This window comes from Janthinobacterium sp. BJB301 (assembly GCF_002735685.1).
GTDB lineage: Bacteria > Pseudomonadota > Gammaproteobacteria > Burkholderiales > Burkholderiaceae_D > Janthinobacterium > Janthinobacterium lividum.
Genome location: NZ_PDZJ01000001.1, coordinates 1,947,522 through 1,972,977 on the forward strand (window position 1 = coordinate 1,947,522; position 25,456 = coordinate 1,972,977).

The following is a 25,456-nucleotide window of genomic DNA, read 5'->3' on the forward strand; positions in this document are numbered from 1 at the left end:
GATCGAAGCGCAATGAACTTTTCTTTGTTCTAAATGCGAATTGTGACATTGATGCCGATGTAAAGGTAGACTTGAACCTTCCCCGGCATAACGGAAGGTAAATCGTATTATTTTCGATCGAGCAACCGCGGCAGAATGCCTGCTACTGAGCGGTATAACGACACAATTGGCTTCGACAGCCTACCCCTCATCTACTTGAGGCGCGAAATGGGATCGACGATTTTGCATGCTGGCGTTGGAGTTGCCATCACGGCTGACGCGACATGGCACCTGGCGGTATCGCGCCAGAACAGAAGCTTGCCATGGCCGCTTCCCCCTACTTTTAGAGCGCTCTAAAAATGGGGAATTACCCCGCCAATCAATAAGCGAGAAAGATAATCATGTTGGATAAGAAATGGTGGCATAACGCCGTCGTGTATCAGATCTACCCACGTAGTTTTCAAGACAGCAATCACGATGGGGTCGGTGATCTGGCCGGCATCATCAGCAGACTGGACTACCTGCAACATCTGGGAATCAACCTGATCTGGCTGTCGCCAGTGTACCGGTCGCCGATGGACGATAACGGCTATGACATCTCCGACTATCAGGATATCGCCGCTGAATTCGGCACATTGGCCGAGATGGAGCTGTTGATCGCAGAGGCGGCCAAGCGCGACATCCGTATTTTGATGGATCTTGTGGTCAACCACACCTCTGACGAGCATGCTTGGTTCGTCGAGGCGAAGAAATCCAAGGATAACCCCTACCGTGACTACTACATCTGGCGCAATGCAGGCGCCGACGGCTCCCCGCCCGACCAGCAACGTTCGTATTTTGGCGGGAGTGCATGGGAATACGACGCCGCCAGCGATGAATATTACTTCCATCTGTTCTCGAAACGACAGCCGGACCTGAACTGGGAAAATCCCCAGGTGCAGGCAGAGGTGCATCGCATGATGAACTGGTGGTTGGACAAGGGCATCGGCGGCTTCCGCATGGATGTGATCGATCTCATCGGCAAACAGGTCGACCAGCAGATTATCGCCAACGGCGCACAACTGCACCCGCTGCTGCAGCAAATGCACCAAGCGACCTTGGCCGCACGCGATGTATTGTCGGTGGGCGAGACGTGGAGCGCCACCCCGGAGACCGCCAAGCTGTATTCCGACCCGGCGAGTCAGGAGCTGTCGATGGTCTTCCAGTTTGAGCACATCACAATGACCCACGATACCAAGGAAGGGAAATGGAAGCCGCGGCCGTTCGATCTGATCGAATTCAAGCAGATCATCAGCAAGTGGCAGACTGAGCTGGCCGATGCCGGCTGGAACTCGCTGTTCTGGAATAACCACGACCTGCCGCGCGCCGTATCCAAATATGGCGACCCAGGCCGTTACCGGGTCGAGTCGGCCAAGATGCTGGCCACCGCGCTACATTTTCTCAAGGGTACGCCCTATGTCTATCAAGGCGAGGAAATAGGCATGACCAATGTACGTTTCGATTCCATCGACGACTATCGCGACATCGAATCGCTCAACCTCTACCACGAACGCACGGCCGCCGGCGTGTCGCCGGAGACGATGATGGCCGGCATCCACGCCAACGGGCGGGACAATGCACGCACCCCAATGCAGTGGAACAGCACACACAACGCCGGCTTCAGTACAGGCACGCCATGGCTAAAGCTGAATCCAAACTACCCTGAGATCAACGTCGCGGCCACACTGGAACAACCCGATTCGGTCTTCTTCCACTACCAGAAGCTGATCGAACTGCGCAAGCACTGGGACGTCATGGTTTACGGAAAATACCTGCCTTTGCTGGAGCAGCACCCGCAGGTATTCGCCTACCGGCGCAGTCTGGGTAGCCAGCAGTTGGTTGTCGTCAACAACTTCTCCGGCGAACACGTCGAACTGGATCTGCCGGCAATGCTGCACGGCATAGTCGGGCAAGGCTTGATCAGCAACTATGCCCAGCGTGACAGCTGGACCGACCACCTCAGCCTGCAGCCATACGAATCGTTTGCTATCGCGTACGAGTGTGAGGCGGGGTGCGGGTAAAGCGTTGTTGTGCAATCACGTCGAGTCGCGCGAACGCCTGGAAAAATGGTGATGGATGGTTAAGCGCACGCTGGGCTGGCTGCACCGCTTCCGCCGATTACGCATCCGCTACGAACGCCGTGCCAATATCCACCAGGCGCTTCTCTCGCTTGCCTGCATACTCATCTGCTGGAGATACATTCAGCGGTTTTGTTAAGCGTTCTTAGACATATGAATCGAAATTTTTATCGTTCATTCAGTCGCTATAATTGCAACTAGTTGGCCAAAATTTCTTGGCCGTTCGCTCATGACAGGCAGCAATTTTTTCCTGTTTTGTAAATCCAAATTCAACGTTATTGACAAATTTTTCGTCATCAGATAAGTTTGCATGAATATTTTTCTTGGGCCAAGAGGCATATGGCCGCATATCACTGTCTCCAAATCCAGTCTTCTCAGGTTTGCCATATTTACTTATGTAGCGCTGCAGTGGAATTGGGGAATCTGGTACCCAGCGTATCCAACTGATAGCGAGAGCATTGTCCGTGTCTTGCTCAGCAAGGAACTTCCAAGTTTTCGACCTGGGATTGTCGTTGGCGGGCGATGCGTTGGTAGCCTCTTCGGCCTCTGCCTCTGTTTGGAGCTTTTTAAATGTGGGACGAGAGTCGCTGAACGCCATATAGAGAACTCCCGGAAATCCGTTCCCAGACAGCTTATAAAAGCCATCGTCCTTTGTCACCCAAGCTGCAGCAACTGGTTTTATTTCAGCCAATGGGAAAAGATCTTTGATTTTTGCAAGAGAGTAACCATGGTTTATACCTTGAAAAATTTCGGCCTGAGCACTTGAAAAAATTAATAAGGCTGCAATTGTTAGGGTGATGCGAAGCTTGGTCATAGGTTATTCTTTGCTATCAAAGTGAGTATATATTTTATAATATTATCGGCCCGCAGTGATATCTAACCTGCTCAGATCTGACTAGGTAAGCTTAGGATGGTCGCCAACTGTTCACCCATCGCCCCCATGTTGCCTGCTTTTTGTCCGCATACATATGCAGCATGTCCTGCAGGCTTATTCTAATAATCTACTTTGCAGCAAACGGCCAGTGCAGACGTCTGCACTGGTCACTAGGTGAGTTATTTTCTTCGCATCGCGCCTGATGTAGCATCATGATGTTTTGCCGAAAGGAAATTATGGAAATTTTACTATTTGTTTGGATCGGTAGTGCAGTGCTTTTGAATCGCCACTGAATTGCCACCAGTCGCTTAGACTCTTCTAATCCATAGTTCTTGAAGATGAAGAACCGATGGATTGTGTTAGGAGCCTGGGTGTCCTCTGAAGCACCTGGTGTGCGATCTAGTAGCTGGCTGCTCAAACGACGAGATCGGGGCTGGCCTGTCTATCGCCCCTACCCTGCACAGACTCCTCCCGCGCGCTAGCAAAAGCCGGCCGTGCCTAGCCATAACTGCCGGCGAAGGATCGCATAGCTGACGGGTGCAACAGCAGAGCGCCTGCTTTCGCGCGCGATAGCGGCACAGTTGGCTAAGATAAACTAGCCCGTCATCTGCTTCGTGCGCTCGGTCACGCTCTGATGGTGGACTGGTCATCGTGAGCCTCCCAGCCCGCCCAATTGCGAAAAGCAGTATTTTGAGCGTCTGAAGAGCGTCTGGCAAACTCGTAGTGATTCAAATATCGTGTGAACTGCGATCCACGCGAGGGCGAAAAATCATCTGAAGGAACTATAACCCTTTTTAGGTTACAGTTTGCCTACCAGATCAATGACAGCTTCGCGTACCCAGCGTTGTCCGCTGTGGTCATGGTTGCGCTCATGCCACAGCATGCTCACGGCGAAGCCCTGCACAGGGAAAGGACATCCGACCACCTTGAGCACTTCGCCGCAATTACGCACCAGCCGTTCCGGCACCAGGGCGACAAAGTCAGAGTGCGCGACAATTTCAGGTACGAGCAGGAACGACGCCGCTGAAAGCACAACATTACGCTTATAGCCTAGCGCTGCGAGTCCTTCGTCCACAGGCGTCGTGAAGTCGCCTCCACGCAGCGAGACGATAACGTGGTCCAGTCGTGCGAACTGTTCAACAGAAAGTCCTCGTCGCAGTCCGGGATGCCTATGTCTGCCGATAAGCACATAGTGCTCGTCAAACAGATGCCTGCTGCGTAAACTGACCGGAGCATGCTCGGGTGTCATCAGCGCCAGGTCCACTTCGCCGCTAGCCATCTGCGCTTCCAACTGTAGCGGATCAAGATGGCGCAAAGCAAATCGCACACCGGGACCACGCTTTCGTAGCGCAACTACCAATGGCTGGATCACCGTCTTCTGCAGGTAGTCTGTACAGGCGATGGTAACGGTAAGTCGAGCCTTTATCGGATCGAAGTGGCGGTGTCCAGTCAAAGTGGCGCGCACCTGATCTAACGCGTGGCGAAGCGGATCAAGCAGTTCGAGAGCCTTGGCAGTTGGCAGCATGCCACGTTGCACTGGTATCAGTAAAGGGTCATCGAACAGTTCGCGCAGGCGGCTCAATTGTGCGCTAACTGCTGGCTGGCTAAGGTACAGGCGCTCAGCCGCGCGGGTCACGTTTTGTTCCACCAAAAGGGTTTCCAGTGTGACCAGGAGATTGAGGTCCAAACGCTTTTTGCTATCCATGAAATGAATAGTAGCAGAAAATTTTTTTGATTTCACAGATACCTTGAGGCAATGCAAACTGTCTCCACTCTCAATACTCTGTGAAAGCCACGCCATGCAGTCAACCAATAGAAAAATTCTTATCGTCCATGCTCATCCCGAACAGACATCCGTAACGTGTCAACTTGCCGAGATAGCTGCCGAGGTACTGAAGGCTCAAGGCCACGAGGTAATGCAATCGGACCTATACGCCATGGGATGGAAGGCGGTGTTTGACGGCCAGGACTTTCCCAAGCGAGTTAACCAGAAGCGCCTGTCTTTCATTGAGGAATCTGGATATGCCTTTTCCAACGGTTGCCAGACGCCCGACGTCGAAGAAGAGCAGCGAAAGATCCTGGCGGCGGATGCCGTGATCCTGCTGTTCCCACTATGGTGGTTCAGCATGCCCGCAATCATGAAGGGGTGGATAGATCGCGTGTGGGCCTTTGGTTTGGCCTACGGCTACAAAGGGGCTGGCAATGCCTATCGTTACGGTGAGGGTGGCTTTGCCGGAAAGCGCGCACTGCTGGCGGTGTCAGTTGGTGGGCCGGCGGACGACTATTCTTCCCGTGGCATCAATGGGCCGTTGGAGCAGCTGCTCTTTCCCATCACACACGGCACTTTGTTCTTTCCCGGTATGCAGGTGCTACCCACATTCGCGGTATATGAGACTGCTCGAATCGATGGCAACGGCATTGCTGAAGCAACTATGGCCTGGCGCATCCGAGTGAAGCGACTGTTCGAGGACGTACCGATTGCTTTCCGTCAACAGAGCAGTGGCGACTATCCAGACCAGCACGTGTTGGCCGACTACATCGCACCAACTCAGACTGGTTTGGCGGCTCACATCGCCGCGCCCGAGGAACTCAACGCCCCTGTCCCAACCGCCTTCGGAGGGCTAAAGTAAAGACGATTGTCGTCCTCACGCATAGTACGGACGCTTCTGGCGACGCACTGGACAACCTTCCCGCGCCGAATGCCAATGACTGCTGACACAAATGGTGTTCAGCAATCAAGCAACGGCCTGACGACCGGTTAAACTAGGCCACCTGCCGTGTGGTTTGCCGGCACACAAGACCGCAGGGGTAATTGCCTGATTCAACGACGAGATTAGGTCTGGCCAGTCGCCCCCCCCTCCCCTGCAGAGAATTCTGCCCGGCACGAACAAAAGCTGGTTAAGCTTCGACGGTTTCAGGCTCTGTCGCGAGGTTTGATTGCTGCGGCTCAGCGCTGCGATGGCTTGAGTTGGAGCGCGCCATCCGTTCCTTGAGTTGGATATCGGATAGCTTGGCAAACCCAAGTTACTCGCTGTAACGTTATCCTTTAATGCCGAAGTCGGCGGTTTTGATCTTTGCCATTCGCCCGTCAGGATGGTGCCAAACAACACCCTCAATGCGCCTTGTCGCCAGATAATCGCGGATTCCCTCGAAGGTACGCGGGCAATCTTCGAGTATGTCGCGCCCATGAGGCGCAAGAATGTGTTCGGTTAAGTTTTCAGGGTTAGGGCCATGCCGTGTGCCAATCTTGGGGCCGCATACCTCATAGGTTCCATCGGGAACCAGCAGGTTGTGAAACAGGTTCTTGCTACCCCATGCAATTCCCTCCATGATTCTGGCAGAATCAGGGCCGATAGCTGGTACCCACCCCGGCCAATGTCCGCTGACAGGGTCGGATTCGGGCTGAGCTGGAACAAATTCAGGAGGTGGTGTGCGCCCAGCTTTGGCATCGTAACGTTTAAATACCTTACCCGATTCTACCAGGACGGCCATCCCGTCCCATTTGCGCGTAGCTACGCCATGCCCTTCCATTACCCATTCCGATCCTTGCACCACGTCGTTGCGAACGCAGCGGTCGCCGTCATAGTTGACGCTGAAAAACTGAAGATCAGAATAGCGCAGTGTACGAGGTCGTTGCTGAGAAAGTAAATGAGAAAAATGTCAGGCGCGGCCTACGCCAGCGTGATGTGAAAACGGCCGCAGAAAGCGGCCGTATTGCTGAGGCTAGGCGGTGGGGAAAAAAATCCCATTGCCCCAAGTTTGCCCCAAGTTCGTATTTTGGCAGGATGAAAAATCCTAAGTCATTGAATACAAACGAAAATTTTGGTGGGAAGTGCAAGTTTCGAACTTGCGACCCCTGCAGTGTGAATGCAGTGCTCTACCCCTGAGCTAACCTCCCGAAGCGAGGCGAATTATCGCATAGGTGTTGCGGCATCTGCAAGGGCTGGCGAGAGGAAATTTATCGTGCCCCGCTTCTTTCTCAGGCGGCCGCTGGCGGCGCCGTGACGGCGGTCCAGATGCACTGGCCTTTGGCGGCCTTGTCGAGGCCGGCGATGGTGGCTTCGTGGGCGGCGAGCTCGTCGGCCGTGGCGCTCTGGAAGATGACTTCGGCCAGCGGCACGATTTCCAGGGCGGCGCCGTCGGCGGCCACTTCCACCTCTTCTTCCATGCTGAGACTGTTCTGGCCGCGCGTCATGGCCAGGTAGACATCGGCCAGCAATTCGGAGTCGAGCAGCGCGCCGTGCAGCTTGCGGTGGGCGTTCGAGACGCCGTAGCGGTCGCACAGGGCATCGAGCGAGTTGCGCTTGCCTGGATGCATTTCCTTCGCCTGCACCAGGGTGTCGATCACGCCATGCACTTGCTCGTGGACTGGCGGCAGGTTCAGGCGCTTGAATTCCGCATTCAGGAAGCCGATATCGAACGGGGCGTTGTGGATGATCAGTTCGGCGCCGGCGATAAACGCGCGGAACTCTTCCGCGATTTCCGCGAATTTTGGCTTGTCGCTGAGGAACTCCGTCGTCAATCCGTGGACGGCCAGCGCCCCCTCTTCCGAATCGCGCTCGGGATTGATGTATTGATGGAAATTATTCCCCGTCAACATACGGTTGTTCAGTTCGACCCCGCCGATCTCCAGGATGCGGTCGCCCGTGCGCGGGTTCAGGCCGGTGGTTTCAGTATCGAGAACAATTTGACGCATGGCAGATTCAGTCGTAAAAGCAAAAAGCGAAGGGCACAGTATAGCAAACCTGTGCCCTCCGGTTACGGCCTGCCCGTTGCTTCAGGGCAGAAATTTAGTTATCAGGCACGTACCGTTTCCACGCCAAGGTTGGCCAGCTGATCGGCCCGCTCGTTACCGGGATGGCCATTATGGCCGCGCACCCAGCGCCATTCCACTTCATGCACGGCCTGGGCCGTATCGAGCGCCTGCCACAGGTCGACGTTCTTCACGGGCGCCTTGGCCGCCGTTTTCCAGCCGCGCGCCTTCCAGCCGTGGATCCATTCGCTGATGCCCTTCTGCACGTACTGGCTATCGGTATACAGCACTACTTGGCACGGACGTTTGAGTGCCGTCAAGGCTTCGATCACAGCCTTCAATTCCATGCGGTTATTCGTCGTATTCAATTCCCCGCCGTAAATTTCTTTCTTGGCGCCATCGGCAACCATCAGCGCGCCCCAGCCGCCCGTGCCCGGATTGCCCTTGCATGCGCCATCGGCATAAATCTCAACCTTATCCATCTTGCTGTTCCCGCCTTTTATTCGTGACCGGTGCGCCTGCGGGCGCCGTCGCCGGTTTCTTGGTCCACGCCGGACCGATCAAACGCATCCCTTTGACGCGCTTGATCGCCTGCACTATATACACTGCGCCCAGATATGGCCACCAGCGCGCACCGGCCTTGTCCATGAAGGCGTTGCGGCGCAGCCATTTTTCTGTCCTGCAAGCAGGTGCGTAGCAGCCGAAGTGGCTTTGGCTGACGCCCATGTTCAGCAATTTTAACCAGTCTTTCATGCGCGGCATAGAGATCAGCTCGCCCGCCTGCGGCAGGTAGTGGCGTCCCGTGACCCGCCCCAGCCCCTGGCGCGCGCCCCACAGGCTGGCCGGGTTGAAGCCGCAGACGATCACCCTCCCCTCCGGTATCAGCACGCGTTCGACTTCGCGCAAGACCTGGTGCGGCTCGGCAGCAAATTCGAGTACGTGCGGCAAGACCACCAGGTCCAGGCTTTGCGAATCGAACGGCAGCTCATCGAATGCCGACACCAGCGTCAGGCGGCGCTCCTGCGGCGGAAGCGAAGGCAGGCGCGCATCGAGCAGCCATTTGTTGGGCATGCGGTTGGCCGCCAGCGCGTCGAGCTGGGGCAAGCCGATCTGCACGGCATTAAAACCGAAGATATCGACAGTCAGGCTGTCGAGACATTGCTGCTCCCAGGCGCGCACGTACAGACCGGCCGGCGTCTGCAGCCAGCCGTCAAGCGCTATAATGGATTTTTCGGATGCCACACTGTCCATTCAGTTTTCTCTTTTGCTCATGACCAATTCCCCTGAACACGCTTTATCGGTACTTGCCGTGCCCGCCTTTGCCGACAATTACCTGTGGCTGATCCATGACGGCCGCCACGCCGCCGTCGTCGACCCTGGCGACGCGATGGCCATTCTCGATGCGCTGCAAGCCCATCAGTTGACCTTGACCGCCATTTTACTCACGCATCACCACGCCGACCACACGGGTGGCGTGCCTGAATTGTTGCAGCATTTCGCCGTCCCCGTCTTCGGCCCGCGCAATGAGGCTATCACAGCCATCACGGAACCGCTTGCCGAAGGCGATGTCGCCTATGTGCCCGAGCTGGGTTTGCAGATGACCGTCATCGACGTGCCCGGCCACACCAAAGGGCATATCGCCTACGTGCGCCAGCGCGACGAGCGCAGTGGCGCGCCGTGGCTGTTTTCCGGCGACACCCTGTTTGCCGGCGGCTGCGGCCGCCTGTTCGAAGGCACGCCGGGCCAGATGGCCGATTCGCTGGGCAAGCTGGCCGCCCTGCCCGACGATACCGAGGTATTTTGCGCGCATGAGTACACCTTGTCCAATCTGCGCTTCGCCAACGCCGTCGAGCCGGGCAATCTGGCCTTGCAGGAACGCATCGCCATCGACACGGAAAAGCGCCAGCAAGGTTTATCGACCGTGCCATCGACCATCGCCCTCGAGAAGGCCACGAATCCCTTCCTGCGCTACCGTGAACCGGCGATCTTGACCAGCCTGAAGGTGGAAGGCAAGCTGGCCACCGACGCTTCGCCCGTGGAAGCATTCGCGGCCTTGCGGATGTGGAAGAATAATTTTTAAGCGGATCCCTCTGCAATAAAAAATCCCGGCAGATGCTTTATGGCATCGCCGGGATTTTTTTATCGATCTAGTTGATCAGGATCAGATTTCTTCGTACAGCGGCAAGGTCAGGAATTCGGCGAACGATTCCGACGTCGACATTTCCTCGAAAATCTGGCTGGCGCGCACATAGGTCGGGCCGTTGCCGCCCGGCGCATCGCGCTGCACCTTGGCCAGTTCTTCCGGAATCATGGCGCGCACCATCTCGGCCGTGACCTTGCGGCCATCTTCCAGCACGCCTTTGCTGGAACGGATCCACTGCCACACTTGCGAGCGGCTGATCTCGGCCGTGGCCGCGTCTTCCATCAGGTTGTGGATAGGCACGCAACCATTGCCGGCCAGCCAGCTACCCAGGTAATGGATGCCCACGTTGATGTTGTAGCGCAAGCCCGCTTCCGTGATCGGCGCTTCCGGCTGGAAGTTCAGCAGATCAGACGCTTTCACATCGATGTCGGGACGCTGTTTCTCGATCTGGTTCGGCTTGTCGCCCAGCACTTTGGTGAACTCGCCCATGGCCAGTTCCACCAGGCCCGGATGGGCAACCCAGCCGCCGTCGTAGCCGTCGGTGGCATCGCGCGCCTTGTCGTTGCGCACGCCACCCATGGCGATATCGTTCTTTTCCGGATCGTTCTTGATCGGGATCAGGGCTGCCATGCCGCCAATCGCTGGCGCGCCCCGTTTGTGGCAGGTTTTCAGCAGCAGCAAGGCGTAGGCGCGCATGAACGGCGCCGTCATGGTGACCTTGGCGCGGTCAGCCAGGCAGAAATCCTTGTCCAGCTTGAATTTCTTGATGCAGGAGAAGATGTAATCCCAGCGGCCCGCGTTCAGGCCCGAGCTGTGTTCTTTCAGCTCGTACAGGATTTCATCCATCTCGAACGCCGCCAAAATGGTTTCGATCAGCACAGTCGCCTTGATCGTACCTTGTGGCAAGCCCAATTCGTTTTGCGTCATGACGAAGATATCGTTCCACAGGCGCGCTTCCAGGTGCGATTCCATCTTCGGCAAGTAGAAATACGGACCGGCGCCGCGCGCCAGTTGTTCCTTGGCGTTATGGAACATGAACAGGGCGAAATCGAAAATGCCGCCGGAAATGCGCTTGCCATCGACCAGCACATGCTTTTCATCGAGGTGCCAGCCGCGCGGACGCACGACGAGGGTCGCAATCTTGTCGTTCAGCTTGTAGGACTTGCCATTTTGCTCCAGCGAAATCGTCTTGCGCACGGCGTCGAACATATTGATCTGGCCCGTCAGCTGGTTATCCCAGTTCGGCGTGTTCGAATCCTCGAAGTCCGTCATGTAGCTGTCGGCGCCGGAATTGAAGGCGTTGATGACCATCTTGCGTTCGACGGGGCCCGTGATTTCCACGCGGCGGCATTCGAGCGCCTTCGGGATCGGCGCGATCTTCCAGTCGCCGTCGCGGATGTGCGCGGTTTCTGGCAAGAAATCAGGACGCTCGCCCGCATCGAGGCGCTTGGCCCGCTCCACGCGCACGGCCAGCAATTCCTGGCGGCGCGGTTCGAATTCGCGCGTCAGCTTGGCCACCAGCGCCAGCGCGGCCGGCGTCAAAATCTGTTCATAGCCGGGGGCGATTTCCCCTGTGATTTGCATGCCTTCTGGAAGTGCGATCGTATTTTGGGTCATGAAGTTCTCCGTTTTTTAATAAATATAGGCAAAGGTAATCTGGTGATCCAAGTATATGCTGAACGACTGCGCGGACAAGCTGGACAGAGCCGCAAAAACACTCTGCCGGGCGGCGCGTTTGTTCTATAGTATTGCACTATAAGGCATGGAAACTAGATTAAAAATCACTTCATCTATGCGTTTTTATCACAAGTGATGGCATTGCAGGAGCACAACATGGGCCAGTTCAGACAAATATCAACCTTCGTGGAGGTGGTCGCCAAAGGCAGCTTGTCGGCTGCCGCCCGTGCGGAAGGGATCGCCCCGGCCATGATAGGCCGGCGCCTCGACGCGCTGGAGCAGCGCCTGGGCGTCAAACTACTGCAGCGTACGACACGCAAGCTCGCCTTGACGAATGAAGGCGCCGCCTTCCTGGAGGATTGCCAGCGCATCCTGGGCGAACTGGAAGAGGCGGAAGCGGCCGTGGCCGAGCGCAGCGTGAAGGCCAGCGGCCATTTGCTCATTTCCGCGCCGGCCGGCTTCGGCCGCCAACACGTGGCGCCCCTGATCCCCTCGTTTGTCGCCGAGCACCGCGACGTGACGGTGTCGCTGAACCTGAACGACCGCCTCGTCGACCTGATCGGTGAAGGTATCGATGTGGCCATCCGCATCGCCAGCCTGTCCGATTCGTCTCTAGTGAGCACCAAGCTGGCCGACAACCAGCGCGTGCTCGTCGGCTCTCCCGCCTATCTGAAACGGGCGGGCACGCCGCGCATCCCGGCCGATCTGGCGAAACACAATTGCCTGGCGATCAGCAGCGAAGGCAGCCAGCGGGGCTGGACCTTCCGAGAAAACGGCAAGAACGTGATTCTGAAGGTGGCGGGCAATATGGTCTGCAACGATGGCGAAGTGCTGCACGACTGGGCACTGGCCGGCAAGGGTCTGGCCTGGCGCTCGATGTGGGAAGTGGGTGCGGAAATCGCCTCGGGACAACTGGTAACGGTGCTCGATCAGTTCGCCGCGCCGGGCAATGACATCTACGCCGTGTTCGCCCAGCGCCGCCACTTGCCGCTGCGCATACGGGCATTCGTGGATTTTTTAAGGCATTCATATGCCCAGCCAGATTACTGGCGCGAACGGGCTATCTGAGGACGCGGGACCAAACCTGCTGCGCGTCGGCATAGGCGGCCAGTGATGCTCACTGGCTCGGCACCCCCGTACTTTAGTACGGTCGCACTTCTCGGCCACCTTTGCCTTCCGCTCGCGACGGTTTTGTCCGGCGTCGTGACGTATGAGGAAACAACCTTGGCAGCCGGATCAGCATTAGTTGGCGTAGGTCGGCGTAGCGTAGCGTAAGCCGACACATCCCCATTGTCGGCTTACGCGCAAGCGCCAAGCCGACCTACACGGCGATGCAAACATGCCAAAAAGAACGCGCAGCCCACGCAAAACCGGTGCCTCACGGAAATTCAGGCGAAAAAAAATCCTCGGAGACCGAGGATTTCTTTATTTCGTTTGATCCAGCGTATTAGATTGGCTGAATGTTCGAAGCTTGCTTGCCTTTAGGGCCAGCGGTCACTTCAAAAGAAACGCGTTGGTTCTCTTGCAGGGACTTGAAGCCGTTCGACTGGATAGCCGAGAAGTGAGCGAACAGATCTTCGCCGCCTTCGTCAGGGGTAATAAAGCCGAAACCCTTCGAATCATTGAACCATTTTACGATGCCAGTTGCCATTACAATTTCCTATTTCAGTTAAGTTGGGCTTGCGCCCGTTATATCGTTTGAAGCAAGAAAGAAATGACAGACAAACTGCACTACTACCTCGAATCCAACGATGCCCAATTATACCAACAAAACTGAGAAAAACCATTCTTTCGCAAAATAAACTTGCGAACACTACTTTAATAGCCAAATCCCCGTCTTGCGGCGCCCTGTACCAGCGGCATGGACACACTATATCCTAATCTGCGACGCGGGTGCTTTGCGTTGCATCAAATGAATCATTGCAACCACATTACTATGACGCGGTCACTCACGCGGTGAAGTGAGTGGCGGCCGCATCGCGCCCTGCCCAGTCCAATAGCGCCACCACTTGCGCCCGCACGGCGGGCCATTCCGCCACCGCTTGCGCGGGGGCATTGAGCATGGCACGCACCAGCTGCTCGATGCGCCGGCATTCCTGGCCCAGCGCGGCAAAGCCAAAGGTAGCGGCAGAACCGGCCACCGCGTGTAGCGCGCGGTGCAGCTCCGTCAAGGGTTCCAGGCGGGGGCCTTCGCTGTCGCAGCGGCCGCTTGCCTGCGTGATCGCCTGCAACAGGGCCGGCACGCCAGCCGCATATTTTTCATTCAGGGCACGCAAACGCGCGCGAAAATCCGGATCGATCAAGGTTGCCATCGCAATACTCGCCTGAGTTGGCTTACTTGGTGCCGAAGATACGGTCGCCGGCATCGCCCAGGCCCGGCACGATATAGGCGTGGTCATCCAGGTGCGAATCGAGCGAGGCGCAGAACATCTTGACGTTCGGATGCGCGTTCTGGAACACGGTCACGCCTTCCGGTGCGGCCACCAGGGCCAGGAAAATGATCTGTTCGTCCGTGACGCCGCGCTTCTTCAGCACGTCGACGGCATACACGGCCGAATTGCCGGTCGCGACCATCGGGTCGCACAAGATAAAGGTGCGCTCGTTCAGGTCAGGCAGGCGCACCAGGTATTCCACCGGCATGTGGGTAGCAGGATCGCGGTACACGCCGATGTGGCCGACGCGCGCCGATGGCACCAGGTTCAGCAAGCCATCGCTCATGCCGATGCCGGCGCGCAGGATCGGCACGATGGCCAGTTTCTTGCCAGCGATGACGGGCGCGTCGATGGTGACCAGCGGGGTCTTGATTTCGCGCGTGGTCAGCGGCAGGTCGCGCGTGATTTCATAGCCCATCAGCAAGGTGATTTCCTTGAGCAATTCGCGGAAGGTGCGCGTCGACGTATCGTGCTCGCGCATGTGGCTCAGCTTGTGCTGGATCAAAGGGTGATCGGTAATGAACAAATTCGGGAAGCGTGGATCTTGTTTCATGTTATTTTTCTTTCTCTGCTATCTGGCGCGGCGGCAAGCCTGGGCCGCAGGCGCGCTGTGTATCGATAAAATGATGGATTGCAGCATTATCCCAGCCCCCAGCCCGCCTGTGGCCGGAATTTTCGAAATAATTGCGTACCCGGGCCGAGGCAAACTCAGTACTCGCGCAGCGCGCGCGCCAGGATGGCCGCGCAATCGGTGCCGGCCGGCAAGCGTCCATACGCCCCGCCCGGCGCCTGCGCCAGCCGCGATTGCAGGAACGCTTGCGCCACGAACGGTGGCGCATGGCGCAGCAGCAAGGCCCCCTGCACGGCCAGCACGATGCGCTCGGATAATTGCCTCGCGCCAAATTCGTCCGTCTGCGGCCCGTCCAGGTCGGCCAGCAGGCGCGCGCGGTAGTCAAGCAAAATGGCATCGTCATCGCCGGCCAGCGCCAGCTCGGCCGCCAGGGCGTCGCGCGCGGCCGGCGACTTGCCGAAGGCGCGCAAAACGTCGAGGCACATGACGTTGCCCGAACCTTCCCAGATCGAATTGACGGGCAGTTCGCGGTACAGGCGCGCCAGCGGCGCATCTTCCACATAGCCGGTGCCGCCCAGCACCTCCATCGCCTCAAAGCCGAAACCGGGACCGCGCTTGCAGATCCAGTACTTACCGGCCGGCGTGAGCACACGCGCCAGCATCGCTTGCTGCGGATCATCCTTTTCATCGAAACAGCGGGCCAGGCGCAGCGCAAACGCCGTGGCGGCTTCCGATTCCAGCGCCAGGTCGGCCAGCACGTTCTGCATCAGCGGCTGCTCGGCCAGCGGCTTGCCGAACACGGCCCGCTGGCGCGCATGGTGCAGCGCCTGGCTCAAGGCGGCGCGCATGATGCCGGTGCTGCCCAGCACGCAATCGAGGCGCGTGTGGCTGGCCATTTCCAGGATGGTGGGTATGCCCCGCCCCGGCTGCCCCACCAGCCAGCCGTAGGCATTGGTAAATTCCACTTCGGAAGAGGCGTTCGAGCGGTTGCCCAGCTTATCCTTCAGGCGCTGCACGCGGATGGCGTTGCGGCTGCCGTCGGGCAGGTAGCGGGGCAAAAAGAAACAGGACAATCCGCCCTCTTCCGCCTGCGCCAGGATCAGATGCGCGTCGCATTGCGGCGCCGAGAAAAACCACTTGTGGCCGACGATGCGCCAGGCGCCGCCGGCCTCGCTGCCGAACAGGGCTTGCGCCTCGGCCGGCGGCACGGGCACGGCGCGCGTGGTGTTGCTGCGCACATCGGAGCCGCCCTGCTTTTCCGTCATGCCCATGCCCACCAGGGCGCCGCGTTTCTGCTCCACGGGCAGGGAGCGGGGATCGTATTCGCGCGAGAGGATTTTCGGCAGCCAGCGCTGCGCGATGTGCGGCAGGTCCAGCGCCTGGCGCAAGGCCGGCACCGAGGCATACGTCATCGTCACGGGACACTGCGTGCCGTTTTCCACCTGCCCCACTAATAGATAGGCCGCCGCGCGCGCCACCTGGGCGCCGGGACCGGGCGAGGCCCACGGCGAAGCGTGCGCGCCCGCGCCCACGAGGATGGCCATCAGCTCATGCCAGGCCGGATGGAACAGCACCTCGTCGACGCGGCGCCCGGCGCGGTCGAACTGCTGCAACTCGGGCGTGTGGATATTCGCCAGGCGCGCCAGCGCATAGGTCTCGGCGCGGCCCAGCTTTTCGCCCAGCGCATCGATCTCCTGCAACGCCGCGCCGCCGCCCTCGCGCAGCAGCGCTTCGATCAGCGCCGGATCGCAGGCGAACAGATTGACATTTTCAAAAGGCGTGGCCTGGTTGAAAACTTCATGCGTGTCAAAGGCATTCATGGGAGTCTCCCGCGATTTGTTATCATGGCGCCCTTGCCGTCGCTGGCGCACCGTCAACACCGTCTGCCAGCCAGACTAGCGCAAAGCGCATGGCGGGGCAAGCGCGCCAGTGAAGGCAGGCGCAGATAAATGTTTCTATGTGGAATGAAAATGCCTGTGGATGTCGCGCGGCATGATTTTTTTCATGGAAGGCAGGAATATTTACAAAACCTGAAGCAATGTTGCTCTATTTCATGTAATCGGGTGCTTTTCAATGATACATTTCGTGTGGATCGCGTTCCGATAGCCGCCCTTTCGGCCCCTATGGCACGCCTCACGCACGATGCACTCTTTCCGTTGGCGCCCTGCCCTGCAGCGAGCGCCGGCACTGATAATAAAAAGGTAAAAGCCAGCACGATGTTTTCCAGCACCCCATCCGCCGCCCACCGCGAGGCTCGCCACGAGTTGGACAACCTCATGGAAGAGGCAGGCGACGTCGTGTTCCGGCTCGATACGGACGGCCTGATCCTGTTTGCCAGCAAGCGTGCGGCCACCCTGTTTGGCGCGCCATCGGGCCTGTCCGGCCACTTGCTGCTGCCGCTGGCCGCCGAAGCGTCCCGCGCTGCGCTGCAAGCGGCGCTGGAAGACGCCCTGGCCGAACCGGGCCGCCTGGAAGTGCGCCTGCAAACGCCGGACCAGGAAATCTGGTTCGAGCTGCGCTTGTCTTCTTATATGAATGCGGCCGGCGTGGCCGAATTGCTGGTGGTCGGGCGCGACACGTCGGCCCAGCACAATACGGAAGAACGGCTGCGCCACATGGCCACGCACGACGCGCTCACGGGCTTGCCGAACCGTTTGCTGCTGTCGGACCGCATCCGCATGGTGATCGCCCAGGCCGCCCGTTCGGGCCAGGGCTTTTCCGTCGCCACCATCGGCCTCGATGGCTTTAAAAAGGTCAACGATGGCCTGGGCCACCCCGTCGGCGACGCCGTGCTGCGCCTGGCCGCCGCGCGATTGCGCAAGACCCTGCGCGACAGCGACACCCTGGCGCGCGTGGGCGGCGATGAATTCGTCGCCGTGCTGCCCGGCAGCGCCACGGACGCGCAGATCAAGCTGGTGACGGGCCGTCTGCTGGCCACCCTGCAGGCGCCGTTCGAAGTGGACGGCCACACGATCTACGTGGGCGCCTCCGTCGGCGTCTCGATCTATCCGCTGCACGCGGAAGATGAAGTGCGCCTGGTGGCGCTGGCCGATGCGGCCATGTCGCGCGCCAAGGAAACGGGCAAGGCCCGCTGCCTGGTCTACAGCCCGCGCCTGAATGGCCCGTCGGAACACGATATTTCGCTGGAAGCGGCGATGTTCCACGCCGTGCGCGAAGGCGAATTCCTGCTCTTTTACCAACCCATCGTCGACGCGCACACGCGGCAAATCCAGGGTTTCGAAACCCTGATGCGCTGGAAGCACCCGACCCTGGGCCTGGTGCCGCCCGTGCGCTTCATCCCGATTGCCGAAGCCAATGGCCTGATCAACCTGCTGGGCGCCTGGGCGCTGAAAGCGGCCTGCGTGCAGCTCAAGCAGTTCCAGGAAGTGGCCAGGCGGCCGCTGTACATCTCCGTCAACATCAGCCCGCGCCAGTTCCGCAACGACAAATTCCTCGACGTGCTCGATGACGCCATCGCGTTTTCTGGGCTCTCGGGCGAACACCTGGTGCTGGAAATTACGGAAGGCACCCTGATGATCGACCCCGTGCATGCGGAAACCATCCTCGTCAAGATGACGGAGCGCCGCGCGCGCATCGCCATCGACGATTTCGGCACCGGCTATTCCTCGCTCGCGTATCTGAAGCGCTTCCCCATTTCCGTGCTGAAGATCGACCGCACCTTCATCAAGGACTTGCCCGAATCGAGCAAGGATGCGGCCATCTGCAACACCATTCTCGACCTGGCCAAGCATTTGAACCTGTCCGTGGTGGCCGAGGGCGTGGAAACCGAGGAACAGATGCATTTCATGGAGTCGCGCGGCTGCCAGTATGTGCAAGGCTACCTGACGGGCAAACCGATGCCGGCCCACGCGGCGCTATCGGCCTTGAGCGACAAAACCTATGCGGCGCTGGTGCCTGCGCCGTCTGCCAATGAACCGCGCGGAGGGGTGCAATGAATCCAGGTCATTTCACGGCGCCGACACAGCTCGGCAAAAACACCCTGGACCTGCTGTGGGCGCGCACGCGCCAGCAGGGCGACATGCCCGGCTTCGCGAAAGCCATCAGCGCCATCCTGGGCGCCATGCGCGGCGAGGATGACCACGAATTCGACATCACGCAAACGGTGCTGTCCGACCCTGTCCTTACGCACAAGGTGCTGCGTCTGGCCAACAGCGGCATGTATTCGGCCTTCGGCCAGCGCGTCAATACGGTCTCGAAGGCCGTGCTGGTGCTGGGCATCGACGCCATCGGCCACCTGGCGCTGGGCCTGAAACTGATCGAGGAGCTGTCGCAGGCGTCGCCCGATTCCGTCAGCGCCCACGTGGAAATGGAAAAGGCCGTGCTGGCCGGGATGGTGGCGCAGCAGGTGGCCACCAGTGCCGGCAGCCTGCAGGCGGAACAGGCTGTCGTCTGCTCGATGCTGCACACCCTGGGCCGCATGATGGTGACGTTCTACATGACGGACTTCTGGGCGCGCATGCAGGCGCATGCGGGTCCCGGCAACGAGGCGGCCGCCGCGCGCGAAATCCTCGGCCTGTCGTTGCCGGAAGTGGGCTATGCCACGGCCGCCCACTGGGGCTTGCCGCAGCACCTGATCAACGGGATGCGTCCGATGGATCCGTCGCCGGACAACTCCCCCGTCAGCGGCGCCGACTGGATGGCAGGACTGTCGACGATGGCGGCGCGCTGCGCCGACTCGCTGTGGCATGACGATGCGGCCGGCGCGGCGCAGGTGCACGCACTGATCGACGATTATGCGGGTACCCTGGGCATCACATCGACCGATCTGGTGATCGCCGTGGACAAGGCCAAGGCGATGGCGGCGGCCGACCTGTCGATTGCGCCCCTGTCGAAACCGGCCGAGCGGCGCGCGCGCCAGCTGGCATCGACGCGCATGCGCGCCGAAGGCAACCGCGTATTAATAGGCGGCCTGGCCGACCTGCGCGGCGCCATCGGCAGCGCCAGTCCGGGACAGATGGTCTCGATGGCGCTCGAAACGCTGCACCAGGGCTTTGATTTTTCACGCTCGGTGGCGTTCGTGCGCAACCACAGGGATCATCTGTATTCGGCGCGCATCAGCATGGGCGAAGGCATGGCCGACCTGCAGGACCTGATGGTGTTTGGCGACGCGTATGAACCGAACGTCTTCCACGCGGCCCTCAACAGCGACCGCGTGATCTTCATCGACAATGCGCGCGACCCGAAATTTGCCGCCAAGCTGCCGCAATGGTGGAAAGCCACGCTGTCGGAAGCACGCAGCTTCGTCGTGCTGCCCCTGTCGGCCAACGGCCACCCCACGGGATTCCTGTACGGCGACTGGGACGACAGCTTCCCGCCGATCCAGTTGAACCAGACGGAGTTCAACCTGATCAACGATATCCGGGCGTTATTGGTGCAGTCGGTGGAGATGCGGCACCAGCTGGAGCTGGTGGCAAATAAGGTGGCGTGACAGGAAGCGCCGACTATGGTGTCGGATTACGCGCAAGCGCTAATCCGACCTACATGGCATGGGGCGTAGCTCGGATTAGGGCCGCAGGCCCGTAATCCGACAACATTCAGCTTATTTCAACTTCGGCGTCGATACCGACACATCGCCGCATTGCGCGCGGTGCATCAGGGCATGGTCGATCAGGACCAGCGCCAGCATGGCTTCGGCGATCGGCGTGGCGCGGATGCCCACGCACGGGTCGTGGCGGCCGAACGTTTCCACCATCACGGGATTGCCTTCTTTATCGATCGAGCGACGCGGCGTGCGGATCGACGAGGTCGGCTTGATGGCGATCGAGACGCTGATATCCTGCCCCGTCGAAATGCCGCCCAGTACGCCGCCGGCGTTATTACCGATAAAGCCTTCCGGCGTCAGTTCGTCGCCGTGCTCGGAACCCTTTTGCGCCACCGAATCGAAACCGGCGCCGATTTCCACGCCCTTGACGGCATTGATGCCCATCATGGCGTAGGCGATGTCGGCATCGAGCTTGTCATAGATGGGCTGACCCAGGCCGACAGGCACGTTTTGCGCGATCACGTCGATGCGCGCGCCGATGGAATCGCCATCGCGGCGCAACTGGTCCATCGCCGCTTCCATGCGCGCGATCAGGTCCGCGTCGCCGCTGGCGGCAAAGAATGGATTCGCATGCACGTGCTCCCAGGACTGGAACGGCACGGGAATGTCGCCCAACTGACTCATGCAGCCCTTGAAGGTGGTGCCGTATTGCTGCAGCAGCCATTTCTTGGCGATCGCCGCCGCACCCACCACGGGTGCCGTCAGGCGCGCCGAGGAGCGCCCGCCGCCGCGCGGATCGCGCACGCCGTATTTATGCCAGTAGGTGTAGTCGGCGTGGCCGGGGCGGAAGCTTTCCGCGATATTGCCGTAATCCTTGCTGCGCTGGTCTTCATTGCGGATCAGCAGCGCGATGGGCGTGCCCGTCGTCACGCCCTGGTACACGCCGGAGAGGATTTCCACCGTATCGGATTCCTGGCGCTGCGTCACGTGGCGCGAGGTGCCCGGCTTGCGGCGGTCCAGTTCAGGCTGGATATCGGCTTCCGACAGGATCAATCCTGGAGGACAGCCATCGATCACGCAGCCGATGGCCGGGCCATGCGATTCGCCGAAAGTGGTAACAGTAAACAGCTTGCCAAAAGAATTGCCGGACATAGTAGGAAGTGTAAGGACTGGAAAACTCAATTCTACCAGCCTGCGGGACATGCCATGCCGCTAATGCCGCAGCAAGGCCGGATATTCCCCACCGATCTCGCCATTTTAAAATCCCGCGTATTTTTTCATATAAAAAATACCAAATAAGAGTTGCAATCATGCAATACAAGAAATATTGCCCCACAGAATAGACTTAAAAAAACATTTTGCTTATTAAATAGCTATATACTTGGATGATGGGCGATCAGAAAATGGGCGAGTCTCGGCAACACTTGAGTGCTGCTTTTTCGATGTGCCCTGAGTGCATCAGAAATGGCCAGGGCCAGGCGCGCCGCGAAGACAGTACGCGAGTACGGCGAGGCGGTGCAACAACGCAATGGACATTTCTGATGTGCTCACATCCCGTACTGAGTCATCCTGGAGAAGCTATACATGCCCGCACCGATCATCCCCCTTGACGCCAACAAGGACGATCACGACGACCTGGTATTCCTCGATGAGCAACCAGCGCCGCCGCTGGCCGTCGCACCGCGCAGCGTCTGGCGGGTGATGATCATCGACGACGATGAAGACGTCCACTCCACCACCACTTTCGCTCTGGGCAACCTGGAAATGCAGCACCGCCCGCTGGAATTCGTGCATGCGTATTCGGCCGGCCAGGCGCGCGAACTGCTCAAGCATGAAGACGACATCGCCGTCATCCTGCTCGACGTGGTGATGGAACAGGATGACGCGGGCCTGCACCTGGTGCGCTACATCCGCGAAACCCTCAAGATGACGGACGTGCGCATCATCCTGCGCACGGGCCAGCCCGGCTACGCGCCGGAAATCGACGCCATCCGCGATTTCGACATCAACGACTACAAGACCAAGTCCGAATTGACGCGCATCAAGCTGTTTACCACGGTGACGGCCGCCATCCGCTCGTACGAGCAGATCCGTTCGATCAGCAGCAGCCGGCGCGGCCTGGACCGTATCGTCCACGCCAGCACGCAGCTGATGGCGCTGCATGGCGTGCAGAATTTCTCGGCCGGCGTGCTGGCGCAGATCGCCGACCTGCTGGGCATCCGCGCCGACGGCGTGCTGTGCGTGCAGGACTTGCAGGACAACGGCTCCCGCGAACTGCTCGTCTCGGCCTGCACGGGCAGCTTTTCCAGCTTGCCGCACAGCGCCCTGTGCGGCCTGCAAAATCCCCGCGTGATGGCCGCCATCGAACACACGCTGGCGCAACGGCGCAATGTGTACGCGCATGACTACGCCACCCTGTACTTCGCGGGCAAGGCCAGCCGCGACGCGGCCGCCTACCTGGTGCTGCCGCGCCCCCTCTCGGCCATCGATGAGAGCCTGCTGGAAGTCTTCTGCAGCAACGTCGCCGTGGGCCTCGACAACGTCGAGCTGGTGTCGCACCTGCACAATGCCGCCTTCTACGATCAATTGTCGAAGCTGCCCAACCGCACGCGCCTGGTGGAGATCCTCGACGCCACCCTGGCCGGCCCCGCGCGCGACGACGCCACTCTGTCGCTGGTCGACCTCGACCATTTTGCCGAGACCAACGACGCGCTGGGACACCAGTTCGGCGACATGCTGCTGGTGGCCGTGGCCGGACGCCTGCAAACCCAGCTGGGCCCTCACCTGACGGTGGCGCGCCTGGGCGGCGACATCTTTTGCGTGCTGGGCGACTCTTCGCAAGTCAACCCAAGCAAGATCCTGGCCCTGTTCCAGGCGCCGTTCTGCATCGATGGCCAGGACGTGCAATTGTCCGCCACCCTGGGCCTGGTGCGGCTGGGCGAGCATGCGGGCACGGGCGCCGACGCGCTGAAGGATGCCGATATCGCCTTGAAACGGGCGAAAAGCCAGCAACGCGCCGGGCACTTCTATTTCTCGCGCAGCATGGGCATCGAAATCCGCGAACGGGTGCGCATGATGCATGCGCTACGCACGGCCTTCAGCCAGGACCAGCTGTTTGTCGTGTATCAACCGCAGATCGACCTGACCACGCGCCGCCCCGTGGGCGCCGAAGCTCTGCTGCGCTGGCAGACGCCGGACGGCAAGTTCATCTCGCCCGACCGTTTCATACCGATCGCCGAGTATTCGGGCATCATCATCGACCTCGGCGAATGGGTGCTGCGCACGGCTTGCCGCGAACTGGTGCTGCTGCGCGAGCAGGGCCACCGCAATTTCGTCATGTCCGTCAACGTGTCGCAAGTGCAGTTCCGCCACCCGCTGTTCCTGGAAATGCTGCGCGCGGCGCTGGAAGAGACGCAGGCGCCGCCCGAATTCATCGAGCTGGAAATCACGGAATCGATGGCCATGGAAGAGCCGGACCTGCTGATCAAGATGCTGTGGCAGATCAAGCAGACGGGCGTGAGCATCGCCATCGACGACTTCGGCACGGGCTTCTCATCCCTGTCCTACCTGCAACGCCTGCAAGTTGACCGCCTGAAGATCGACCGCGCGTTTGTGACGGAAATCACGGGATCGGCGCGCGGCAGCAGCATCGCCGAAATGGTCATCCAGCTGGGCCGCAACTTGGGCCTGGCAGTCATCGCCGAAGGCGTGGAAGACGAGCGCCAGGCGCAAATCCTGCAGGCGCTGGGCTGCCCGATGGCGCAAGGCTTTTTGTTCGCCCGCCCGATGACGGCCACGGCGCTGGGTAGCTGGCTGAACAACGAAGCGCTACAGGGCGCCGCATAGGCGCCACCTTGGCTAGCCAATGCAAAACGCCGGCGGTTGCCGGCGTTGTTTTTACTGCATGAGTGAAGCTTAGTCGGTGGTTTCAGCCGGCCAGTCGCGGATATACGCCTTGAGCATCTGGTTCTCAAAGCTTTGCGCTTCCAGCACGGCGCGCGCCACGTCGTAGAAGGAAATGACGCCCAGCAAGGTCTTGGCATTCATGACGGGCAGGTAGCGCGCGTGTTTTTCCAGCATGATGCGGCGCACTTCGTTGACTTCCGTATCGGGGGTCACGGTGATCGGGTGGTCATCCATGTGCTTGCGCACGGTGCCGCCGCCGATCTGGCCCGCGTTTTCATGCAGCGCGTTCAACACTTCGCGGAAGGTCAGCATGCCGACCAGGTCGCCAAATTCCATGACCACCAGCGAACCGATGTCTTTTTCAGCCATGGTATTGGCCGCGTCAAGCAGGGGCTGGTCAGGCGTGACCGTGTAGAGGATATTGCCCTTGACTTGGAGAATTTCAGATACTTTCATATTGGCCGTCCTGTCCGCGTGATTGGTATTTTAGTTATTCTAGCCCTTACTGCGACTGTAGCCTATGCCTGCGGAAAAATCCAGCCTTGCGCGCAATCAAATCGAGGGGGATTGTCGGGCAAGAAAAACGTAGCGAGCGGATGCGCGGCGCGGCCGAGAAGCGCAGCGGTACGCGAGTACCGTGAGCATCGCCGGCCGTGCCCCGCGACGCGCAGTAGTTTTTCTCACGCTCTGCGGCGGAACCAGCCGGCGATGGACAGGCGCTCGCGCGCCGTCGGCAACACTTCGTGCAGCATCTCGCCCGACATGAACATCGCCATGCGGCCCGCTTGCGGCAAGACGTCCACCACGGGCCCGCCCTGCGGGTGCAGGCGCAGTGCGCCGCCGTGCTCGGGCAGCCAGTCGTCGTTCAGGTACAGCACGACGGACACGGTACGCTTGTCGTCGTCGCGGAAACGGTCCAGATGGGCCCGGTAAAAGGCGCCCGGCGCGTACAGGGCAAAATGGCTTTCGTACTCTTCCAGTCCCAGGAACAGCTCACGGTTGAGCATGCAACGCAGCGCTTCCATCTGTTCCAGGTAGCGGTCGCAAGCGGCTGAGCGGCCCGTTTCCAGCCATTCGATATGGTCGCCGCGGATGTCCGGCTGCAGCAGCGGCGCATGGCCGCTGCCCACGCCGGCGCCCTTCATCTTGCCGCTGAGCATGGATTGCACGCATTCGGCGGCCAGCTGGCGGCTCAGTTCGGGGGAGATGAAATGCTCTTGCATGAGCCAGCCTGCCTGGCACAGGCCGTCGACGATAGATGGTCCGGGAACGGCAAGGGAGCCGTCGAACGATATTGCGGGCATAAAATCTTTCCTGGTGGACATGCGATGGGAGTTCGCCTGAAGCCCAGGATTTCGCTTGCACGCAGCAGCCTCTCCTGCGGCGCGGCGCACGCGCGCAGGTAAAACAGCCCGAATATCGCTGATCCGGTATCCTACCACCGCCGTGCCGCGCCGGTCACTTTTTTTACACTTCAGGTTACACGCGCCACCCGCCAGCA

The 25,456-nt window shown here is 59.6% G+C and carries 21 protein-coding genes, 1 tRNA gene and 1 pseudogene; 8 read left to right on the top strand and 15 right to left on the bottom strand.

Going from position 1 to position 25,456, the window contains the following annotated elements:
• The first annotated feature begins 380 nt into the window (after window positions 1–380).
• Window positions 381–2,039: a glycoside hydrolase family 13 protein gene (locus tag CSQ91_RS08580; protein WP_180278375.1), complete on the top strand. Its 1,659-nt coding sequence runs from the start codon at window positions 381–383 to the stop codon at window positions 2,037–2,039.
• Window positions 2,040–2,091: 52 nt separating this feature from the next.
• Window positions 2,092–2,235, top strand: a pseudogene (locus CSQ91_RS29160) (IS5/IS1182 family transposase); the annotation flags it as partial.
• Between the two features lie 39 nt (window positions 2,236–2,274).
• On the opposite strand, the gene CSQ91_RS28590 reads toward CSQ91_RS29160, so the two are convergent.
• Both CSQ91_RS28590 and CSQ91_RS08585 read right to left on the bottom strand, forming a co-directional pair.
• Window positions 2,275–2,910, bottom strand: a complete 636-nt coding sequence (locus tag CSQ91_RS28590) for a hypothetical protein (protein ID WP_143450984.1) — start codon at window positions 2,908–2,910, stop codon at window positions 2,275–2,277.
• Window positions 2,911–3,769: 859 nt separating this feature from the next.
• The gene (locus CSQ91_RS08585) at window positions 3,770–4,711 is read right to left on the bottom strand and encodes a LysR family transcriptional regulator (RefSeq protein WP_257217264.1); all 942 of its coding nucleotides are present in this window, start codon (window positions 4,709–4,711) and stop codon (window positions 3,770–3,772) included.
• 58 nt (window positions 4,712–4,769) lie between these two features.
• Here CSQ91_RS08585 and CSQ91_RS08590 point away from each other — a divergent pair, with 58 nt between their 5' ends.
• On the top strand, window positions 4,770–5,600 hold the full coding sequence (locus CSQ91_RS08590) for an NAD(P)H-dependent oxidoreductase (RefSeq protein ID WP_099387982.1): 831 nt from the start codon (window positions 4,770–4,772) through the stop codon (window positions 5,598–5,600).
• 409 nt (window positions 5,601–6,009) lie between these two features.
• Here the strand turns inward: CSQ91_RS08590 and CSQ91_RS08595 are convergent, their stop codons facing one another.
• The 5 genes from CSQ91_RS08595 to CSQ91_RS08615 form a co-directional block, all read right to left on the bottom strand.
• Window positions 6,010–6,501, bottom strand: coding sequence for a hypothetical protein (locus CSQ91_RS08595; protein WP_218963726.1), 492 nt, complete (start codon window positions 6,499–6,501; stop codon window positions 6,010–6,012).
• A 292-nt stretch (window positions 6,502–6,793) separates the two neighbouring features.
• Window positions 6,794–6,868: transfer RNA gene (locus CSQ91_RS08600), tRNA-Val, on the bottom strand.
• Window positions 6,869–6,949: 81 nt separating this feature from the next.
• Complete coding sequence (gene dnaQ / locus CSQ91_RS08605) at window positions 6,950–7,666, bottom strand: DNA polymerase III subunit epsilon (RefSeq protein ID WP_034784448.1); 717 nt, start codon at window positions 7,664–7,666, stop codon at window positions 6,950–6,952.
• 101 nt (window positions 7,667–7,767) lie between these two features.
• Window positions 7,768–8,205 (bottom strand): ribonuclease HI, encoded by a 438-nt coding sequence (gene rnhA, locus CSQ91_RS08610; RefSeq protein ID WP_034784447.1) that lies wholly within the window; start codon window positions 8,203–8,205, stop codon window positions 7,768–7,770.
• Complete coding sequence (locus CSQ91_RS08615; protein ID WP_034784446.1) at window positions 8,198–8,974, bottom strand: class I SAM-dependent methyltransferase; 777 nt, start codon at window positions 8,972–8,974, stop codon at window positions 8,198–8,200. The genes rnhA and CSQ91_RS08615 overlap by 8 nt, the downstream gene beginning before the upstream one ends.
• A gap of 19 nt (window positions 8,975–8,993) precedes the next feature.
• On the opposite strand from CSQ91_RS08615, the gene gloB reads away from it, so the two are divergent.
• Window positions 8,994–9,803: a hydroxyacylglutathione hydrolase gene (gloB, locus tag CSQ91_RS08620; protein ID WP_099387984.1), complete on the top strand. Its 810-nt coding sequence runs from the start codon at window positions 8,994–8,996 to the stop codon at window positions 9,801–9,803.
• 81 nt (window positions 9,804–9,884) lie between these two features.
• On the opposite strand, the gene aceB is transcribed toward gloB, so the two are convergent.
• Complete coding sequence (gene aceB, locus CSQ91_RS08625; RefSeq protein ID WP_099387985.1) at window positions 9,885–11,483, bottom strand: malate synthase A; 1,599 nt, start codon at window positions 11,481–11,483, stop codon at window positions 9,885–9,887.
• A gap of 216 nt (window positions 11,484–11,699) precedes the next feature.
• Here aceB and CSQ91_RS08630 point away from each other — a divergent pair, with 216 nt between their 5' ends.
• Entirely contained in the window at window positions 11,700–12,611 is a 912-nt protein-coding gene (locus tag CSQ91_RS08630) for a LysR family transcriptional regulator (RefSeq protein WP_034784477.1), read from the top strand.
• A 379-nt stretch (window positions 12,612–12,990) separates the two neighbouring features.
• On the opposite strand, the gene CSQ91_RS08635 is transcribed toward CSQ91_RS08630, so the two are convergent.
• The 4 genes from CSQ91_RS08635 to CSQ91_RS08650 all read right to left on the bottom strand — a co-directional run bounded on the left by CSQ91_RS08635 (window position 12,991) and on the right by CSQ91_RS08650 (window position 16,366).
• Window positions 12,991–13,194, bottom strand: coding sequence for a cold-shock protein (locus tag CSQ91_RS08635; protein ID WP_010398811.1), 204 nt, complete (start codon window positions 13,192–13,194; stop codon window positions 12,991–12,993).
• Window positions 13,195–13,492: 298 nt separating this feature from the next.
• Window positions 13,493–13,855, bottom strand: a complete 363-nt coding sequence (locus CSQ91_RS08640; protein ID WP_070280690.1) for an Hpt domain-containing protein — start codon at window positions 13,853–13,855, stop codon at window positions 13,493–13,495.
• A 22-nt stretch (window positions 13,856–13,877) separates the two neighbouring features.
• On the bottom strand, window positions 13,878–14,528 hold the full coding sequence (gene upp / locus CSQ91_RS08645; protein ID WP_010398816.1) for a uracil phosphoribosyltransferase: 651 nt from the start codon (window positions 14,526–14,528) through the stop codon (window positions 13,878–13,880).
• Between the two features lie 155 nt (window positions 14,529–14,683).
• Window positions 14,684–16,366 (bottom strand): isovaleryl-CoA dehydrogenase, encoded by a 1,683-nt coding sequence (locus CSQ91_RS08650; RefSeq protein ID WP_099387986.1) that lies wholly within the window; start codon window positions 16,364–16,366, stop codon window positions 14,684–14,686.
• 396 nt (window positions 16,367–16,762) lie between these two features.
• On the opposite strand from CSQ91_RS08650, the gene CSQ91_RS08655 reads away from it, so the two are divergent.
• Both CSQ91_RS08655 and CSQ91_RS08660 read left to right on the top strand, forming a co-directional pair.
• The gene (locus CSQ91_RS08655; RefSeq protein WP_034784441.1) at window positions 16,763–18,502 is read left to right on the top strand and encodes a putative bifunctional diguanylate cyclase/phosphodiesterase; all 1,740 of its coding nucleotides are present in this window, start codon (window positions 16,763–16,765) and stop codon (window positions 18,500–18,502) included.
• Complete coding sequence (locus CSQ91_RS08660) at window positions 18,499–19,995, top strand: HDOD domain-containing protein (RefSeq protein WP_070280694.1); 1,497 nt, start codon at window positions 18,499–18,501, stop codon at window positions 19,993–19,995. The genes CSQ91_RS08655 and CSQ91_RS08660 overlap by 4 nt, the downstream gene beginning before the upstream one ends.
• A gap of 111 nt (window positions 19,996–20,106) precedes the next feature.
• Here the strand turns inward: CSQ91_RS08660 and aroC are convergent, their stop codons facing one another.
• Entirely contained in the window at window positions 20,107–21,201 is a 1,095-nt protein-coding gene (gene aroC / locus CSQ91_RS08665; protein ID WP_070280697.1) for a chorismate synthase, read from the bottom strand.
• A 432-nt stretch (window positions 21,202–21,633) separates the two neighbouring features.
• Here aroC and CSQ91_RS08670 point away from each other — a divergent pair, with 432 nt between their 5' ends.
• Window positions 21,634–23,895, top strand: coding sequence for a putative bifunctional diguanylate cyclase/phosphodiesterase (locus CSQ91_RS08670; protein WP_099387987.1), 2,262 nt, complete (start codon window positions 21,634–21,636; stop codon window positions 23,893–23,895).
• A 69-nt stretch (window positions 23,896–23,964) separates the two neighbouring features.
• Here CSQ91_RS08670 and CSQ91_RS08675 read toward each other — a convergent pair whose 3' ends face one another.
• Window positions 23,965–24,411, bottom strand: a complete 447-nt coding sequence (locus tag CSQ91_RS08675; protein WP_010398828.1) for a CBS domain-containing protein — start codon at window positions 24,409–24,411, stop codon at window positions 23,965–23,967.
• 224 nt (window positions 24,412–24,635) lie between these two features.
• Window positions 24,636–25,259: a 2OG-Fe(II) oxygenase gene (locus CSQ91_RS08680; protein WP_099387988.1), complete on the bottom strand. Its 624-nt coding sequence runs from the start codon at window positions 25,257–25,259 to the stop codon at window positions 24,636–24,638.
• Window positions 25,260–25,456: the final 197 nt, after the last annotated feature.

Excerpts from the sequence above, each read along its gene's own strand:
- CSQ91_RS08580 (WP_180278375.1), top strand. The coding sequence starts at position 381 with ATGTTGGATAAGAAATGGTGGCATAACGCCGTCGTGTATCAGATCTAC.
- CSQ91_RS28590 (WP_143450984.1), bottom strand. The coding sequence starts at position 2,910 with ATGACCAAGCTTCGCATCACCCTAACAATTGCAGCCTTATTAATTTTT.
- CSQ91_RS08590 (WP_099387982.1), top strand. The coding sequence starts at position 4,770 with ATGCAGTCAACCAATAGAAAAATTCTTATCGTCCATGCTCATCCCGAA.
- CSQ91_RS08595 (WP_218963726.1), bottom strand. The coding sequence starts at position 6,501 with ATGGAAGGGCATGGCGTAGCTACGCGCAAATGGGACGGGATGGCCGTC.
- dnaQ (WP_034784448.1), bottom strand. The coding sequence starts at position 7,666 with ATGCGTCAAATTGTTCTCGATACTGAAACCACCGGCCTGAACCCGCGC.
- rnhA (WP_034784447.1), bottom strand. The coding sequence starts at position 8,205 with ATGGATAAGGTTGAGATTTATGCCGATGGCGCATGCAAGGGCAATCCG.
- CSQ91_RS08615 (WP_034784446.1), bottom strand. The coding sequence starts at position 8,974 with ATGGACAGTGTGGCATCCGAAAAATCCATTATAGCGCTTGACGGCTGG.
- gloB (WP_099387984.1), top strand. The coding sequence starts at position 8,994 with ATGACCAATTCCCCTGAACACGCTTTATCGGTACTTGCCGTGCCCGCC.
- aceB (WP_099387985.1), bottom strand. The coding sequence starts at position 11,483 with ATGACCCAAAATACGATCGCACTTCCAGAAGGCATGCAAATCACAGGG.
- CSQ91_RS08630 (WP_034784477.1), top strand. The coding sequence starts at position 11,700 with ATGGGCCAGTTCAGACAAATATCAACCTTCGTGGAGGTGGTCGCCAAA.
- CSQ91_RS08635 (WP_010398811.1), bottom strand. The coding sequence starts at position 13,194 with ATGGCAACTGGCATCGTAAAATGGTTCAATGATTCGAAGGGTTTCGGC.
- CSQ91_RS08640 (WP_070280690.1), bottom strand. The coding sequence starts at position 13,855 with ATGGCAACCTTGATCGATCCGGATTTTCGCGCGCGTTTGCGTGCCCTG.
- upp (WP_010398816.1), bottom strand. The coding sequence starts at position 14,528 with ATGAAACAAGATCCACGCTTCCCGAATTTGTTCATTACCGATCACCCT.
- CSQ91_RS08650 (WP_099387986.1), bottom strand. The coding sequence starts at position 16,366 with ATGAATGCCTTTGACACGCATGAAGTTTTCAACCAGGCCACGCCTTTT.
- CSQ91_RS08655 (WP_034784441.1), top strand. The coding sequence starts at position 16,763 with ATGTTTTCCAGCACCCCATCCGCCGCCCACCGCGAGGCTCGCCACGAG.
- CSQ91_RS08660 (WP_070280694.1), top strand. The coding sequence starts at position 18,499 with ATGAATCCAGGTCATTTCACGGCGCCGACACAGCTCGGCAAAAACACC.
- aroC (WP_070280697.1), bottom strand. The coding sequence starts at position 21,201 with ATGTCCGGCAATTCTTTTGGCAAGCTGTTTACTGTTACCACTTTCGGC.
- CSQ91_RS08670 (WP_099387987.1), top strand. The coding sequence starts at position 21,634 with ATGCCCGCACCGATCATCCCCCTTGACGCCAACAAGGACGATCACGAC.
- CSQ91_RS08675 (WP_010398828.1), bottom strand. The coding sequence starts at position 24,411 with ATGAAAGTATCTGAAATTCTCCAAGTCAAGGGCAATATCCTCTACACG.
- CSQ91_RS08680 (WP_099387988.1), bottom strand. The coding sequence starts at position 25,259 with ATGCCCGCAATATCGTTCGACGGCTCCCTTGCCGTTCCCGGACCATCT.